The sequence below is a fragment of the Propioniferax innocua genome (genome assembly GCF_006716235.1).
GTDB lineage: Bacteria > Actinomycetota > Actinomycetes > Propionibacteriales > Propionibacteriaceae > Propioniferax > Propioniferax innocua.
Window position 1 is genome coordinate 604,650 of record NZ_VFOR01000001.1, and the last position, 15,604, is coordinate 620,253.

General features: G+C 65.8%; 14 protein-coding genes. 2 read left to right on the plus strand and 12 right to left on the minus strand.

The window, feature by feature from the left end:
- Positions 1 to 144: 144 nt before the first annotated feature.
- The 10 genes from FB460_RS02785 to lepA form a co-directional block, all read right to left on the minus strand.
- Positions 145 to 1,029, minus strand: a complete 885-nt coding sequence (locus tag FB460_RS02785) for an amino acid ABC transporter permease (RefSeq protein ID WP_142092577.1) — start codon at positions 1,027 to 1,029, stop codon at positions 145 to 147.
- The gene (locus tag FB460_RS02790) at positions 1,026 to 1,691 is read right to left on the minus strand and encodes an amino acid ABC transporter permease (protein WP_142092578.1); all 666 of its coding nucleotides are present in this window, start codon (positions 1,689 to 1,691) and stop codon (positions 1,026 to 1,028) included. The genes FB460_RS02785 and FB460_RS02790 overlap by 4 nt, the downstream gene beginning before the upstream one ends.
- Before the next feature lie 93 nt (positions 1,692 to 1,784).
- Positions 1,785 to 2,627, minus strand: a complete 843-nt coding sequence (locus FB460_RS02795) for a glutamate ABC transporter substrate-binding protein (protein WP_142092579.1) — start codon at positions 2,625 to 2,627, stop codon at positions 1,785 to 1,787.
- A 58-nt stretch (positions 2,628 to 2,685) separates the two neighbouring features.
- A complete protein-coding gene (locus tag FB460_RS02800; protein ID WP_142092580.1) occupies positions 2,686 to 3,462 on the minus strand; it encodes an amino acid ABC transporter ATP-binding protein in 777 nt (258 codons plus the stop codon).
- A 122-nt stretch (positions 3,463 to 3,584) separates the two neighbouring features.
- Complete coding sequence (locus FB460_RS02805; RefSeq protein ID WP_142092581.1) at positions 3,585 to 4,382, minus strand: inositol monophosphatase family protein; 798 nt, start codon at positions 4,380 to 4,382, stop codon at positions 3,585 to 3,587.
- Positions 4,383 to 4,407: 25 nt separating this feature from the next.
- Positions 4,408 to 5,232: a DUF3097 family protein gene (locus tag FB460_RS02810; protein WP_425466970.1), complete on the minus strand. Its 825-nt coding sequence runs from the start codon at positions 5,230 to 5,232 to the stop codon at positions 4,408 to 4,410.
- 190 nt (positions 5,233 to 5,422) lie between these two features.
- Positions 5,423 to 6,628, minus strand: a complete 1,206-nt coding sequence (hemW, locus tag FB460_RS02815) for a radical SAM family heme chaperone HemW (RefSeq protein WP_142092583.1) — start codon at positions 6,626 to 6,628, stop codon at positions 5,423 to 5,425.
- Positions 6,628 to 7,170: a nucleosidase gene (locus FB460_RS02820; protein WP_142092584.1), complete on the minus strand. Its 543-nt coding sequence runs from the start codon at positions 7,168 to 7,170 to the stop codon at positions 6,628 to 6,630. Before FB460_RS02820 ends, hemW begins: the two co-directional genes overlap by 1 nt.
- Positions 7,163 to 8,110 (minus strand): aminoglycoside phosphotransferase family protein, encoded by a 948-nt coding sequence (locus FB460_RS02825; protein WP_142092585.1) that lies wholly within the window; start codon positions 8,108 to 8,110, stop codon positions 7,163 to 7,165. Before FB460_RS02825 ends, FB460_RS02820 begins: the two co-directional genes overlap by 8 nt.
- A complete protein-coding gene (gene lepA, locus FB460_RS02830; protein ID WP_142092586.1) occupies positions 8,107 to 9,957 on the minus strand; it encodes a translation elongation factor 4 in 1,851 nt (616 codons plus the stop codon). The genes FB460_RS02825 and lepA overlap by 4 nt, the downstream gene beginning before the upstream one ends.
- A gap of 208 nt (positions 9,958 to 10,165) precedes the next feature.
- Here lepA and FB460_RS02835 point away from each other — a divergent pair, with 208 nt between their 5' ends.
- Positions 10,166 to 10,789 (plus strand): rhomboid family intramembrane serine protease, encoded by a 624-nt coding sequence (locus FB460_RS02835; RefSeq protein WP_246044210.1) that lies wholly within the window; start codon positions 10,166 to 10,168, stop codon positions 10,787 to 10,789.
- 43 nt (positions 10,790 to 10,832) lie between these two features.
- Here the strand turns inward: FB460_RS02835 and FB460_RS02840 are convergent, their stop codons facing one another.
- Positions 10,833 to 13,478 carry an ATP-binding protein gene (locus tag FB460_RS02840; protein ID WP_142092587.1) on the minus strand — a complete coding sequence of 882 codons (2,646 nt, stop codon included), beginning with the start codon at positions 13,476 to 13,478 and terminating at the stop codon, positions 10,833 to 10,835.
- Positions 13,475 to 14,614, minus strand: a complete 1,140-nt coding sequence (locus FB460_RS02845; RefSeq protein WP_142092588.1) for a metallophosphoesterase family protein — start codon at positions 14,612 to 14,614, stop codon at positions 13,475 to 13,477. Before FB460_RS02845 ends, FB460_RS02840 begins: the two co-directional genes overlap by 4 nt.
- A 709-nt stretch (positions 14,615 to 15,323) precedes the next feature.
- Between FB460_RS02845 and rpsT the strand changes: the two genes are divergently transcribed.
- Positions 15,324 to 15,587, plus strand: coding sequence for a 30S ribosomal protein S20 (gene rpsT / locus FB460_RS02850; protein WP_142092589.1), 264 nt, complete (start codon positions 15,324 to 15,326; stop codon positions 15,585 to 15,587).
- Positions 15,588 to 15,604: the final 17 nt, after the last annotated feature.

The window sequence follows — 15,604 nt, forward strand, 5'->3', positions numbered from 1 at the left end:
GCTGCATGACGATATTGCAGGAGCACACCACGACGCTGCAGCGTGTGCAGACCTCATCATCGCAGCGATTCGAATGGCCGCTTGAGGCCACTCGTGATGGGCGGCGCGCCACGTCCCACGGGCACGGCACCCCAAAGGCTCACATCACAGATGCGGGGCCGAGGATCCGGCCGGCCCCGGCTTGAGCGCCGTGGCACCACTGGTGCGCGACGACAGGCGTCCGGCCAGCCACCGGGCCACGAGCGTCAGAACCGTGTTCAACACGATGAACACCAGAGCCGCCACCACCAGGGCCTGCAACATGTTGCCCTGCCCCGACCCGAGCTGACGGGAGTACTGGAGCAGCTCGTAGAAACCGATCAGGTAGCCGAGCGCGGAGTCCTTGATGATGATGACGATCTGGCTGAGCAGCGACGGCATCATCGCGGTGATGGCCTGGGGCACCTCCACCAGCAGCAGCGACTGGTTCCGCGTCATACCGATCGCCGACGCCGCCTCGCGCTGCCCCTTCGGCAGACCGTTGACGCCCGAACGGATCAACTCGGCGATGACCGAGCCGTTGTACAGCGTCAGGCCGATGATCACCGCGTAGTACGGGGAGTCCTCCGCCGCGATGGCGCCGGTGGTGCGAGAGACCTGCGCGAGCGCGGTGTACAGGAACACCATCATCACCAGCACCGGCACGGCGCGCAGGAACTCCACGATGATGCTCGCGCCCCAGCGGATGACCGCGAACGGCGCAAGACGCAGGAACCCGAACGCGAGTCCGAACACCAGTGAGGTGGCCACCGAGATCGCAGCGGCCTGGAGGGTGAACTGCAGACCGGGCAGCAGGTAGTCCTGCCAGGCCGCGCCGTTGATGGCGTTGATCCACAGGTGGCCGGCGAGTTGGCCCTTCTGTGCGAGGTCGACCAGGACCTTGACGATCAGGCCCACCACCAGCAGGACGCCGACGATGTTGAGCAAGAGGATGTTCCTGCGTCCCCGGGGCCCGGGGGCATCGAACAGGACTGTGGGTTGTGCGCTCATCGAGCCACCGCCAATCGGTCGGAGAGCCACGTGGTGCAGATGCCGATCGGGATCACGATCAGGCAGAAGCCCAACGCGACGATGCAGAAGATGAACACCATCACGTCGGGGCGGAACTCCATCATCGTCTTCATCATCCCCGAGACCTCGGCCACCGACGCGGCGGCGGCCACGGTCGAGTTCTTCGTGAGCGCGATCAGGGTGTTGCCGAGGGGCGTCACCGCGCCGCGCAGCGCCTGCGGGAGGATCACCAGACGCGCCGCGTCCATGAAGGGAAGACCGATCGCCCGGGCGGCCTCGGCCTGCCCGAGCGGCACGGTGTTGACGCCCGAGCGGATCGCCTCACACACGAACGACGCATGGTAGAGGCTGAGGCAGGCCACCGCATAGAGGAAGAAGTTGAAGTCGAAGTCCGACGACAACTGCACCTGCAGCTGGCTCCAGACACCGAGCACGCCGATCACCATGATGATGGTCAGCGGTGTGTTCCGAACGATGTTCACGTAGGCCGCACCGAACTTCTGCAGCGACCCGATCGGTGAGATGCGGCACAGCGCCAACACCAAGCCGATCACGAACGAGCCGACGGCCGCGAGCACCGTCAACTTGATGTTCATCCAGAACGCTCCCAGTACGTCGTACTGGCTGAGCAGTTCTCCCATGAGTCGAGATCCTTCCTGCCTGGGACTGCGTCGGCGGGTCCTGCTTCAGGACGCCGCCGTGGGGCCCGGCCCACTCGGGCCGGGCCGGGTCGATCAGGAGCAGGACTCCATCTCGGCGTTGTCGTTGAGCTCGGCGTCGGGCTCGTAGCCGGTGCCCTCAGTGGCGGTGTCGAGGGCTTCCTGCCACTTGCCGTCCTCCTTCATCTTCTCGATGGCGGCGTTGATGTCGGCGCACTTGTCCGAGCCCTTGGGCAGGCCGACGCCGTAGCGCTCCTCGGTGAAGGCGTTGCCGACGACCTTGAACTTGCCCTTGTTGGCATCGGCCGCCGCCAGCCCGGCGAGGATGATGTCATCGGTGGTCACCGCGTCCACCTGACCGGCTTCGAGGATGGTCACGCACTCGGCGTACCCGGCCTGCTCGACGAGGTTGACGCCCTCGGCGTACTCGTCCTTGATCTTCTGGGCCGAGGTGGAGCCGGTGACCGAGCAGAGGTTCTTGCCGTTGAGATCCTCGGGCCCCTTGATGGCGTTCTCATCCGAACGAACGAGCAGGTCCTGTCCGGCGACGAAGTACGGGCCGGCGAAGTCGACGCGCTCCTTGCGTTCATCGGTGATCGAGTAGGTGGCGAGGATCATGTCGACCTCACCGTTCTCCAGGGCGTTCTCGCGGTTGGCGGACGGGGTCTGGACCCATTCGATCTTGTCCTCGGGGAAACCGAGCTCGCTCGCCACGTAGCGGGCCACATCGGTGTCGAAGCCCTCGGGATCGGCGTTGCCGGCACGGAAACCGAGACCGGGCTGGTCGAACTTGATGCCGATGCGCAGGGTTTCGCCGTCGCCACCTTCGTCACCGCCCTGACTGGAGGGCGCGCAGGCGGTCGCGGTGAGCATCAGGCCGGCCGCGGCGGTCGCGGCGAGGAATCGGAAACGTCGCATGGGGATCTCCTTTGGTCGTGCGGCGTGAGTGTGGATATGAGGTTGGGGGTGGATCGGTTCAGTGGCTCAGGATCTTGCTGAGGAAGTCCTTGGCGCGCGAGGTCTCGGGCTCGGTGAAGAACTGGTCCGGCGTCGTGTCTTCGAGGATCTTGCCGTCGGCCATGAACAGCAGACGGTCACCGGCCTTGCGGGCGAACCCCATCTCGTGGGTCACCACCACCATCGTCATGCCCTCCTTCGCCAGGTCGGTCATGACGTCCAGCACCTCCTGGACCATCTCGGGGTCCAGCGCCGAGGTCGGCTCGTCGAAGAGCATGATCTTGGGCTTCATCGCCAGCGCCCGCGCGATGGCGACACGCTGCTGCTGGCCGCCCGAGAGCTGAGCGGGCATCTTCTTGGCCTGGTGGGCGACGCCGACGCGGTCGAGCAGCTTCATCGCCTGCTCCTCGGCGTCCTTCTTGGAAACGCCCTTGACCCTGATCGGGCCGAGCGTCACGTTCTCCAGGATCGTCTTGTGGGCGAACAGGTTGAACGACTGGAACACCATGCCGACCTCGGCACGCAGCTTGGCCAGGGCCTTGCCCTCCTCGGGCAGGGCCGTGCCGTCGATCGTGATGGTGCCGCCGTCGTCGATCGTCTCCAGACGGTTGATGGTGCGGCACAGCGTCGACTTGCCCGATCCGGAGGGGCCGACGACGATGACCACCTGCCCGCGAGGAATCGACACATTGATGTCCGTCAACGCCTGGAAGTCACCAAAATGCTTGTTGACTCCCTTGATCTCAACAAGAGCTTGCGCCTTTTGGTGCCCCGAAGCGTCATCGCGTTCATTCATGAGCGGGACACTACCGGCTGGTAAGCCTTGACGGGAAGAGCCGACGATCCGGTTATCCAATCGTTGTCTAACGACCGGCTTTCTTCGCCTTCCCCCTGTATCGGTCAGGCGAACTGTATCGGTCAGGCGAACCTCGTGATGAGACGCTCACGCGCATGGTCCATGGTGTCTGCACCACACGTCGCCAGGAGCATCGACGCGGGCTGACCCACATATCGTTCCCCCTCACCAGTCACCACGGCTCCACCGGCCTCGGTGACGAGCAGGGCCCCCGGAACGTGATCCCACGGCTTGGGCTGCTGGTAGAGCAGGAAGTCCTGCAGACCCACCACCAGATCCGGGTAGTCGACGCCACAGCAGATCCCCACCCGGTTGATGTGACGGGCGAGAGTCTCGTCCTGCAGGACGTGTGGCACCGACGTGGCCCCATGCAGGTCGCGCGTGCCCTGCCCACACAAGTGGAGTTGTTCTCCCTCTGCGCTGAACGTTCCGGCACCTTTCTCCGCCATGTAGGCACGGTCGTGCTCGGGTTGCAGCACCCACGCGCGGGTGATCTCGCCGCGTCGGATCTCGCCGATCATGACGGCGTAGTCGGGGCTCCCCTGGATGAACTGTCGTGTGCCGTCGACGGGATCGACGTAGAACACATGCTCGGCCAGATGACTGTCCACCAGCAGCTCCGGGTCTGCTGAGACCGCCTCCTCCCCGACCACAAGGGCATGCGGGAAGGCCGCAGTGAGTTCTTGGGTGAGACGCAGCTCCGACTCCCGGTCGGCCACGGTCACGACATCACCGGGGGCCTTCTCGCTGATGTCACCGCGGCCGAGACCACGCCACCGCGGACGGATGACGTCGCCGGCGACCGCCCTCATCAATTCGAGGATCCCGGCGGTGTCCAGAGGCTCTGCACTGTTCGGCATGTCGACAAGGGTAGCGAGCGCCCCCTCACCACCCGTCCTGGGTGACGAAGTCGATGAGTTTCTCGACCTCGGTGACCAGCCTTCGATCCAGATGTTCCCAACTCTCGACACGGGCCAGGATCGCCTGCCATGCACGGGCGATGTCCTTCTGATCGCGCGCTGGAAGCCCCAGATGGGCGCAGATGCCCGATTTCCAGTCGGTCCCCTTGGGAATGTGGGGCCATTCGGTCAGACCGACGCGTTGGGGAAGCACCGCCTCCCAGATGTCGACGAACCGATGCCCGGTGACGAACACGTGGTCGGCGTACGGGCCGCGGGCGACCGCGTCCACGATGCGGGTCTCCTTGGTGCCCTGCACCAGATGGTCCACCAGGACGCCGAGACGACGTCCCTTCTCGGGTGCGAAGTCCCGCACGATCGCGTCCAGATCGTCGATACCGCCCAGGTACTCGACGACGACGCCCACGTGACGCAGGTCGTCACCCCAGATCTTCTCCACGAGCTCGGCGTCGTGGCGTCCCTCCACGTAGATACGGCTCGGGAGCGCCACCTTGGCCCGCTGCTCCGACGCCGGCGTCCGGCGGCTTCCCGAAGCGGTGTGCGTGAGCGACCGGGGCGTCTTGGCGCGCGGGCCGGCGACCAGATCGACCGGCTGCCCCTCCAACCACAGGCCGGGGCCGAGCGGGAAGGAGCGCGTCTTGCCGCGTCGGTCCTCCAACACGACGAGCCCGTTCTCCCAACGCACGACCGCCCCGACGAAACCACTGGACGGATCTTCGAGGACCATGTCCTTCTCCACGGTCGTCTTCTTCGACGGCGTGCGCCCGGATGCCTTGGGGTTGGCCAGCACATCGCCTCGGTACCGCTCCTGGGGTGAGGGGCGTCGCGCTCCGGGAGGCGCGGAGCGTCGAGCGGGACGTTCGTCAGCAGCGCCACTGTTGGTCAGCCCGGTGCGACGAGCACCGGCCAGCCGACCATCACCAGAACCGGATTCATGGGGGAAGGGGTTACGGGAAGACACCCGGGCGATGCTAGCCAGCTCAGTCGAGCAGGTCACGTACCACGGCGTCGGCGAGGAGGCGTCCGCGTCGGGTGAGGGTGAGGGTGTCGCCATCCACGACCAGACCGCGAGCGACGAGGTCGGGCACGCGGCTCCGTTCTGACTCGGTGAGCACATCGGCGTCGAGCCCCGGGGCGATGCGCAGTTCGAGCAGGACACGTTCGATGCGGCGGGTCTCGGCGTCCAGCACTTCACGAGCCTGGACCGGGGACTCCCCCGCACCCAACCTGCCCGCCCACGTGGCCGGGTGACGCAGGTTCCAGAACCGCGTCCCGGCGATGTGCGAGTGCGCGCCGGGGCCGAATCCCCACCAGTTCCCGCCCTGCCAATAGGCGATGTTGTGTCGGCACCAGTCATCCGGTGACGCCGCCCAGTTCGAGATCTCGTAGGCCTCGAGCCCGGCTGCGGTGAGCATCTCGTCGGCCAGTTCGTACTTGGTGGCTTGGTCATCCTCATCGGGCATGGGCAGTTCGCCACGGCGGACGCGACGGGCGAGCTGGGTTCCGGGCTCGACGGTGAGCGCATAGGCAGAGACGTGACGGACGCCGGCGTCGATCACCGTCTGGACCGAGGTGCGCCATTCCTCGAGGGTCTCGGTGGGTGTGCCGTGGATGAGGTCCAGGCTGACGCGCTCGAATCCGGCCTCACCGGCCCAGCGGGCCACGTCGAGTTCCCGGCCGGGGCGGTGCTGCCTGTCGAGCAGGTCGAGCACGCGCGGCACCGCCGACTGCATACCGATGGAGATCCGGGTGAAACCGGCGGCGCGGAGGGCCTCGAGTTCGGCCGGGCCGACGGTTTCGGGGTTGGCCTCCGTCGTCACCTCGATGTCATCGGCGAACCCGAACCGTTCCCGCAGCGCGTCGAGGATGGACGCCAACTGCGCGGGGTCGAGCATCGTGGGCGTGCCGCCGCCGAAGAAGATGGTCCGCAGCGGCTGCATGGGCGGCAACACCTGCGCGGCGAGCCCGACCTCGGCCAGGAGCGCGTCCACGTAGGCCGGTGTCGACGCTGCGGTGCCCAGTTCCCCCGCGGTGTAGGTGTTGAAGTCGCAGTAGCCGCAGCGGGTCCGACAGAAGGGGACGTGCACGTACGCCGAGAGGTGCTGCCCGCGGGCTTCGGCCACTGACTCCGGCGGGAGGGAGCCGTCGCGCGGGGCGTCCTCACCATCTGGCGGTGTGGAGGGCATCAGCGCAGCCCCGCGTACGCCTCGGCCAGGGCCCGCGCGGAGGCGTCCACCACGTCGGCCCACGCGCGGGCGTCCTCATCGGCGGTGTCGGAGACGTGCTTGATCATGACGAGTTCGACGCCGAGGGTTTCACAGGCGTGGGCGATCGCGAAGCCCTCCATGTCGACGAGATCGCAGCGTTCCAGCAGTGCGTCCCTGGCCGGTCCTCCGGCGACAAAACTGTCGCCGGTGCCCAGAATCGGGCCCTCGGGGTCGCCGTGGATCAGATCGATGCGTTCGTGCGGCGTCAGGCCCATGGAGCGGATGTCATCGGCGTTGAGGTCGCGGTTGATCACCGCACGTGGACGCTGGATCCCCACGAGGCCGGGGCGCAACGCACCGACTGTCCCGAGATTGACGACGCGGTCGGGTGTGCGCTCGCAGATGGCCCGGGTCACTGCGGTGGCGGCCTGGACCATGCCCACCCCGCACAGCAGCACGTCGGCGTCCTTCGGGAGCCGCGCGGCCTCCCAGCGATGTGCGACGACGATGAGATCACCCATGCAGGCCCCCCTCGGCGATGAAGGGCGTCAGACCATCGGCCATGGCTTCCTGCCAGGGCCGCAACCACGGCGTGCGTTCGGGTACGTGCCGGGTACGACGCGAATACATGAACGCACCGAGCGAGGCGATGGTCGCGGCCACGATTTCGGGGTCGGCACCGCCGAGCGCCGGGTGCACGACCTGCTCGGGCAGATGCGTCATGCCCCGGGAGGCCACCACATCGGCCAGCACGAGAGCGGCGTCGATCCACGGTGGCGCGACGGCCAGTTGTGCCCAGTCCACCAGGGTGACGCGTCGCGCGTCCCGAAGGATGTTGTCGGCCCGCAGGTCGCCGTGGGCCACGGTGTGCGCGTGCGAGAGCTCGGAACGCAGATGCCGCTCCAGCGGATGCCAACGTTTCGAGTACTGGAACCACGGGTGCTGCCGGTCGTCCGCGATGGCCTTCCACCCGGAGAAGTAACCGATCATCTGGTTTCCCTGGGCGGCCTCGGTACTCACCGATGACAGCCCTTCACGCATCTCGGCGAGGGCATCCAGCACCGCTTCAAGGTCCTCGTCGTTCCAGGGATGGGCCGGTGGTTCCCCGGGCGCAACAGAGGTGATGAGCAGATCCCACTCCCCCTCCTCGGTGTCGATCGCTTCACCGTGCAACACGCGGGGCACGTGGGGAACGGCCGCGAGCTGGGTGAGGATGCGGTGCTCATCGGCCAAGGACGGCCCGGAATCGACGGCACGGGCCTTGACGAAGGCGGTGCAGTCGGCCCCGTACACGATCGCCGCCGGGGAGGTGCTGACACCCCCATGGCAATCGGTGATCTCCTCTATTCCATTGACGAAATCCGAGATCGTGTCGATGACCTCGACGGGCATCTCGTCGAACCGCTGGCGTCGCCCCTGCAGAAAAGTGGCAGGAGTCGCGGCAAGCGCCGCGTCGCTCACTTCTTCTCCTTCTCCTTGGGCTCGCCCGTCGACAGTGCGGCGACGAAGGCCTCCTGCGGGACCTCGACCCGACCCACCATCTTCATGCGCTTCTTGCCCTCCTTCTGCTTCTCGAGCAGCTTGCGCTTACGGCTGATGTCACCGCCATAACACTTCGACAGGACGTCCTTGCGCATCGCGCGAATCGTCTCACGGGCGATGACGCGCGAGCCGATCGCCGCCTGGATCGGCACCTCGAACTGCTGCCGTGGGATGAGCTCGCGGAGCTTACCGGCCATGGCCACCCCGTACTGGTACGCCTTGTCGCGGTGCACGATCGCGGAGAAGGCGTCGACGGCGTCACCGTGGAGCAGGATGTCGACCTTCACCAGATCCGACGCGGCCACACCGTCGTCGTCATAGTCGAGCGACGCGTAGCCCTTGGTCTTGGACTTGAGCTGGTCGAAGAAGTCGAACACGATCTCGGCCAACGGGAGGCGGTAGCGGATCTCGACGCGATCCTCCGAGAGGTAGTCGAGCCCCTGTTGGATGCCGCGGCGGTTCTCGCACAGCTCGATGATGGGTCCGATGAACTCGGCCGGGGCGAGGATGGTCGCCTTCACCATGGGTTCCTGCACCTCGGCGACCTTGCCCTCGGTCGGGTACTCCGACGGGTTGGTCACGTGATGCTCCAAGCCGTCTTCCATGACCACGTCATAGACGACGTTGGGCGCGGTGGAGATGAGGTCCAGATCGAACTCGCGTTCCAGACGCTCCCGCACGATCTCCATGTGCAGCAGACCGAGGAAGCCGACGCGGAACCCGAAGCCCAGGGCCGTGGACGTCTCGGGTTCGTAGGTGAGGGCGGCATCGTTGAGCTGCAGTTTGTCGAGCGCCTCGCGCAGATCGGGGAAGTCGTTGCCGTCGATCGGGAACAGACCCGAATACACCATGGGATTGGGGTGCTGATAGCCCGCGAGCATCTCGGTGGCCGGTTTGTTGGCCGCAGTGATCGTGTCACCGACGCGGGACTGCCGCACCTCCTTCACACCGGTGATGAGATAACCGGTCTCCCCCACCGCGAGACGGTCGACGCGCTTGGGTTCGGGCGAGATGACGCCGACCTCCAGCACCTCATGGGTGGCGCCGGTCGACATCATCAAGATCTTCTCGCGGTGCGACAGTTCGCCATCGACCACACGCACGTAGGTGACGACGCCGCGGTAGGTGTCGTAGACCGAGTCGAAGATCATGGCCCGTGCCGGGGCCTCGGCGTCGCCGACCGGCGGCGGCACCTGGATGACGATCTCCTGCATGAGGTCCTCGACGCCCTCACCGGTCTTCGCGCTGACCCGCAGCACATCGTCCTCGTCACAGCCGATGATGCCGGCGATCTCGGCGGCATACTTCTCCGGCTGCGCACCCGGAAGGTCGATCTTGTTGAGCACCGGGATGATGTGCAGATCGGCTTCGATGGCCAGATAGAGGTTCGCCAGCGTCTGGGCCTCGATGCCCTGAGCCGCGTCGACCAACAAGATGGCTCCCTCACAGGCGGCCAGCGAACGTGAGACCTCGTAGGTGAAGTCGACGTGACCGGGGGTGTCGATCATGTTGAGCACGTATGTCTCGTCGTCCAGGCCCGTCAGCGGCATGCGGACCGCCTGCGACTTGATCGTGATACCGCGTTCGCGCTCGATGTCCATGCGGTCGAGATACTGCGCGCGCATATCACGGGCCTCGACGATTCCGGTCAATTGCAACATGCGGTCGGCCAACGTCGACTTGCCGTGGTCGATGTGCGCGATGATGCAGAAATTGCGGATGATCGCCGGGTCGGTGGTGCCGGCCGCGGGAACGGGCTGGTTCATCGAACTCCATCTGGTCTGGTGAGGTGGCTTCGCGCCCCGTGAGGACGGACGTCAAGCGCCCATTGTGGCATGGAAACGCCTGCGGACCGTTGGCTCGGTCTCAGCCCCACCGCTGCTGGTGATACGTCATACCCCCACTTTCCTACTCGTGTGGAGGTAGACGCGTTCACAGCACCTCGGTTGACCGGTCATCACGCACAATGGGTCCATGAGCTCCGAGTCGCCTCGTCACGCCGTCGAAACGCCCAAGGGCGCCGCCTTCTTCATGATCGGCGCCGTCCTCCTGCTGTGGATCCTCGAGATCATCGACCAGTTCATCTTGTTCTTCATCAACCTCGACCACATGTTGGGGATCCGTTCATGGGAACTCACGGGCTTGTTCGGCCTGGTCACCGCCCCGCTGATGCACATCGGTTTCCAACACCTGATGAGCAACAGCCTTCCGTTCATGATCCTCGGATTCCTCATCCTGGTGGGTGCCGGCGGACTGCAGCGTTTCATCGGGGCGACAGTGGCCTCGGCGCTCGGCTCGGGGCTGTTCGCGTGGGCGCTCAATGCCGTACACACCTTCACCGTCGGGGCATCCGGCATCGTGTTCGGCTGGTTGACCTACCTGATCCTTCGTGGCGTGTTCGCCCGCAACTGGAGCAACATCATCGTCTCGATCGGTGTTCTGTTCATCTACGGCGGTGTGCTGTGGGGCGTCTTGCCGACCACACCCGGCGTTTCCTGGCAGGCGCATCTCGGTGGCGCGATCGCCGGTGGACTCGCCGCGTGGTGGATGCATCAGAAGGCTGCCCGACGCGCCGACCGAGGGGTCCGGATCGCCTGAGCGCTCCGGACCGACTTTCACCAGGAGTGGGACTCAGGAATCGTCAGGAGTCGTTGCCCACGCCCTCTCCAGACGACACCGCCTCTCCCCGGAGCGGAAGAGTCACGTGTTTGGCCTTTCCAAGGTACTTGTAGCGGTCGGGCTGGCATGTCAGCACGATCACCTGCGTGGTTCGCCCCACTTTCGCCAAGGCTCGCCCCAGCGCACGAAGACGGTCTTCGTCAGTGAAACCGAGCGCATCATCCAGGATCAGTGGCGCTCCCTGCTCTCGATCCACCAGTTGCGCACAGGCCAACCGCCCGAGCAGCGCCAACTGCTCCTGCGTACCACCCGAGAGTGATTCGAACGCGACGGTGCGGCCATCGACGGTGCGGCTCGCGATGTGCAGATCGGGCGTGACCTCCACCTGCATCTCCTCGTTGTAGAGGATCTTGCCGAGGCGATCGATCTCCGAGGTGAACGGGGCGACATAGCGGGCCTGCGCCTCATCACGGCGCGCGGTGATCACGCGGTGCAGGAGCTGGATCGCCGCTGCCCGGCGCTGGAAACGCTCGTACCGCTGGGTCACTTCCTCCAGTTCGGCCTCGGCGTCGTCCAGCAGGTCCCGGATCCCCAGACGTTCCCGGTCCCGCAGCAACCCCTGGAGTTCGCTGCGACGCTCACGCGCATCGTTCCGCACCTTCTCCTGCGTCTCCAGGCTGCCTTCGAGATTCTCCAGTTCCTCGGCCACCGACTCCGGGTCCGCCTCATCGAGGGCCATCTGCTGCTCGTCCCGCATGGCTGTGGCCTGTTCGACCGCGATGTCGGCCTGCTCGACCGCTGCCTCGAGCGCCTCATCGCTGTCGGCTTCCCGTGCTTCGGTCAGACGTCGACGATGCTGGTCGGCATTGCGTCGTTTCTCCTCCAACGCCGCTTGTGCACTCGCATGCACCGTGTGCGCCTCGCTGGCGGACTCACGGCGTTCCTCCAGCTCCTCACGCGCCGACGCGAGCTCCTCAACAAGACCTGTGCGTCGCTCGTCGAGCTCGGCGATCCGCGCCTCCCAGGTATCGGATTCCCCGAGGTTGGAGGGTGCGTCCTCCGAGACCTTCGCCTGGATCCGAGCAAGCTCGACCTCAAGCTCGGAGAGCTCAGCCCCATCAAGGTTCTGATCTCGTCGGGCCTTTGCGTCCTGCACCGCCTGCGACGCTCGATGACGTCGTTCCGCCGACTCCTGGGCGGCCGCGATGTCGGCGACCTGCAGCTTCGACAGTTCCCTGACCAACGCCGCATGGGCGGCGTCGACTCCCTGCTGAAGGTCTTCGGGAGAACGTCCCGGCTGCACGGTGACCTCGACGATGCCATCCACCGTGACACGCACCGGATCGATGACGGGACGGGAATCCTGCGCACCGGGCTGCACGGTGTCGTCGTCCACGCCCACCGAATGGTCCCCCATGGCCCGGACGGTGATGTTCGCGGCGGCGGCCTCCTGTGCGGCCTCGGCGACCCGCAGGTCCTGCTGAAGCTTCGTCAGCCGCTTCAACGCACCTTCATCGACCTTTTCGGCCTCCATCTGTGCTTCGGCCGCCCGCACATCGTCATCGGCCTGTTGTGCAGCCTTGACCCGGGCCTCGAGCTTCTCCACCGCCTCGACGGCGCGGTGACGATCCAGTGCCCGACGCAGCTTCGTCAGGTCCGCGTCGACCTCGGCCTGCTCCTTCTCGAGCCTCCGTGCCCGTTCGTGCGCGGCGTCACGGGCTTCAGCGGCCGATTCCCGATCCGCGTCACGCTCGTCCAGAACCGACTGTTCCTCGGTGATCTCTGCATCGGTCCGCTCGAGCCACGCGATCGCTTCACGACGCTCGTCCCGTGCCGCGCAGGCACGCTTCAACCGCTCGGTGGCATCGGCGAGTGCCTTGTCGCTCGCGTCCCGCGACTCGGCAAGGCCACGCAACTCCTTGTCCTTCGCTCTCAGAGCGGCAAGCTCCTCCTCCATGGACGCGATGCTCCGGTTCGCTCGGTCGATCGCCACTCCGCGCTCGGCGTGCTCATCGACGAAGGCCTGCATCTCCTGGCTCTGCCCCATCAAGCGGTCACGCTCGCGCGTCAGCTCCTGGACCGCGTCGCTCAGCGCCCGGCCCTCCTTGGAGGGTTTGCCGGAGCGCGGTGTGAAATAAACCTCGTACTCGGCGTTGATCCGTTCCATGAGGGCGTCATCGGACTCATCGGATTCCTCATCGCCCAATGCGTTCTGCAACACCCGCAGCTGAGCGAGATCCGGCTGATCGAGCGATTTCCCCTGTTGCACCTCGAGGGCCTCGAGGAGGTCGATGTCGAGGGTCTCCTTGAGGATCTCCAGGTAGCGCTGATCGGCATCACGTCCGGTGTGCTGTTCTGGGCTCGGCTCGAACACATTCAGGGTCGTGGTCGCTCGCTTCCGCCAGCGTTTCGCATATTCGACGCGGTACGGCCCGGTCGTCACCACGACCACGACCTCCGGCCCCACATCCTTGTGCACCGGCGTGATGGCTTGGATCTCCCTGGCCTTGGAGCTGTCGGGCTTCGTCCGGATCAGACGCAGGGCCTCGGCGATGGATGACTTGCCGACCTCGTTCGGGCCGCTGATCAGGGTGACGCCGTCGTCGAACTCGATGGTGCGGTCCTCGACCCCTCGGTAATTGCGCAGCGTGACGCTTTCGATCCTCATCGGACACCTCCGGCGAAGCGATAGAGCAGGGCCAATGCATCCTGCGCGGCGCCAACGTCAGCATCGCTGTGGTTTCCCTCACCGCGCGCCGCGGACTCCAGATCATCGAGCGCCTGCCGAGCGAATCCCGTCAGGCCCAGGGCTTCGAAGTCAGCGTCTTCGGGCATGACCGCCAGATCGGTGTGCCGCTCCCACGCGTCCAACTTGGCGAACAGCTCCGATGCCTCATCGAGCACCTCCTGCAGTCGAGCATGGGCCGCGGTCGACAGGGTTCCGCTGAGCCTCAACCACACCGCGGTGCGTGACTTGGCGTCCATGCCCTGCAGCCGACGCCGCAGCACCTCGACATCTTCGACGGAATCGAGTTCCTCGCCCACCACCGTGAACGCCCAGCGTCCGATATTGACCTTCTCGACCTCGCACCGGTCGGGGGCGACATCCATCACGAGCACATTGCCCGGGTCGATCTCGTCGCGGCTGGTGACCTCGGGCGCTCCCGGATACCAGATCCGGTCCGCGACCTCGGTGGTCGAATGCCGGTCGCCCAACACGGCGGCGTGGATGATGCCGTCGGCGAGCGTCCGCTGGAGATCGGACACCTCGACCACCGCCGGGTCATCGGGATCCGGGCTCAGCGTGCTCACCGCCCCGTGCCCGGCCAGGATCCGGACGACCCCGTCCGGCGCAGGCTCGCGCCCCTCCACGGCCGCCGCCATGAGATCGCGCTGCGGCCGCTTCGATGACCACGGCGCCCCGATCACCTCGACGCCGGGCACCACCTCGTGGGGCTCGCTCGACCGCAGCACATGAATGTGGTCGGGCATGCCGCCGATGAACCGGTGTGAGTCGTAGATGGACGAGGCATCGAGCGGGTCATGGTTGCCAGGCACCAGCACCACCGGAACATCGAAGGCCCGCAGAGCATCGAAGGCCTGGGCGATGACCCGGCGGTCGAGCTGGTTGGACTCGAACACATCCCCGCAGGCGACCACGAACCGCGCATCATGCTCGGCGACGACCTCCGCGATGCGCTCCACCGCGTCGAACCGTGCCCGCTGGAACTGGGGCCTCGCCTCGTCATCGAGAAAATGCGCCGTCATCCCCAACTGCCAGTCTCCGGTCGCCACGAATTTCATGGCTTGTCCCCTTCGAATCTCATGGCCCATCCGCTTTCATGGCCCGTCTCCTCGAGCTTCATGACCTGCCCGCTTCCATGGCCTGTCTTCTCGAGCTTCCCGGCCCGTCCGTTTTCCAGAGCCTGCGCCCCTCAAATTGTCGCTGTGTCAAACGCATCTGGAGAGTAACAAGGGGGTCTGACAGATTTGGGCACGCCGTGTCCACGTACGCCCTGTGTCTCACCTCGACCCGCGCCCCACCTCGACGTTGTGCCCCACCTCGACGTTGCGCTGCGCAGACACAGCACTACGTCAAGGTGGAACGTCATGACCTGTAGCCGGGCAGCCGAAGACCGACCCCATACGATTGGTAAATCGTCGAGGACACTTCCTGACCTCATTGAACGAAGATCCGCAGCCGCGAAGAGCTGATGCGGACACTATCTGTCCCAAAAGAAAAACGATGTATGCAGGGCTCCGCTCAGGGATGCCGGTAGCCGCGTGGGATTCGGCAACCTCACGGAACGCCTGCAGCCACACGGGATGCGACATCTGCACCAAACTTCCTGCACGGGGCGTCAGATGAGTCACCGGCGTCAGGTGAGCCTCGTCAGCAGGCGGAAGATTGGCGTTGACGTGCTCTGCGGAGTAATCTAGAGCGCTGTGCCGCGCGTCCCCCCGCGCGAACCCCAGACATTTCACCTGAACGAACGACACCGAAGGGTCACCAGTGGCGAACATCAAGTCGCAGATCAAGCGCAACAAGACCAATGAGAAGGCGCGTCAGCGCAACAAGGCCACCCGCTCGGCCCTGCGTACCCATGCCCGCCGTTTCCGTGAGGCCGTCGAGGCCGGCGAGACCGAGAAGGCACAGGAGTTCGCGCGCATCGCGACCCGTGAGCTCGACCGTGCCGCGTCGAAGCGCGTGATCCACAAGAACCAGGCCACCAACCGCAAGGCCAAGATCCAGTCCGAGGCCGCCAAGCTCGGCTGACCTCGCCTCGGCCAAGA

Bases quoted from the DNA above. Each gene is read 5' to 3' on its own strand.
- FB460_RS02785 (WP_142092577.1), bottom strand. From the start codon at position 1,029: ATGAGCGCACAACCCACAGTCCTGTTCGATGCCCCCGGGCCCCGGGGA.
- FB460_RS02790 (WP_142092578.1), bottom strand. From the start codon at position 1,691: ATGGGAGAACTGCTCAGCCAGTACGACGTACTGGGAGCGTTCTGGATG.
- FB460_RS02795 (WP_142092579.1), bottom strand. From the start codon at position 2,627: ATGCGACGTTTCCGATTCCTCGCCGCGACCGCCGCGGCCGGCCTGATG.
- FB460_RS02800 (WP_142092580.1), bottom strand. From the start codon at position 3,462: ATGAATGAACGCGATGACGCTTCGGGGCACCAAAAGGCGCAAGCTCTT.
- FB460_RS02805 (WP_142092581.1), bottom strand. From the start codon at position 4,382: ATGCCGAACAGTGCAGAGCCTCTGGACACCGCCGGGATCCTCGAATTG.
- hemW (WP_142092583.1), bottom strand. From the start codon at position 6,628: ATGCCCTCCACACCGCCAGATGGTGAGGACGCCCCGCGCGACGGCTCC.
- FB460_RS02820 (WP_142092584.1), bottom strand. From the start codon at position 7,170: ATGGGTGATCTCATCGTCGTCGCACATCGCTGGGAGGCCGCGCGGCTC.
- lepA (WP_142092586.1), bottom strand. From the start codon at position 9,957: ATGAACCAGCCCGTTCCCGCGGCCGGCACCACCGACCCGGCGATCATC.
- FB460_RS02835 (WP_246044210.1), top strand. From the start codon at position 10,166: ATGAGCTCCGAGTCGCCTCGTCACGCCGTCGAAACGCCCAAGGGCGCC.
- FB460_RS02840 (WP_142092587.1), bottom strand. From the start codon at position 13,478: ATGAGGATCGAAAGCGTCACGCTGCGCAATTACCGAGGGGTCGAGGAC.
- FB460_RS02845 (WP_142092588.1), bottom strand. From the start codon at position 14,614: ATGAAATTCGTGGCGACCGGAGACTGGCAGTTGGGGATGACGGCGCAT.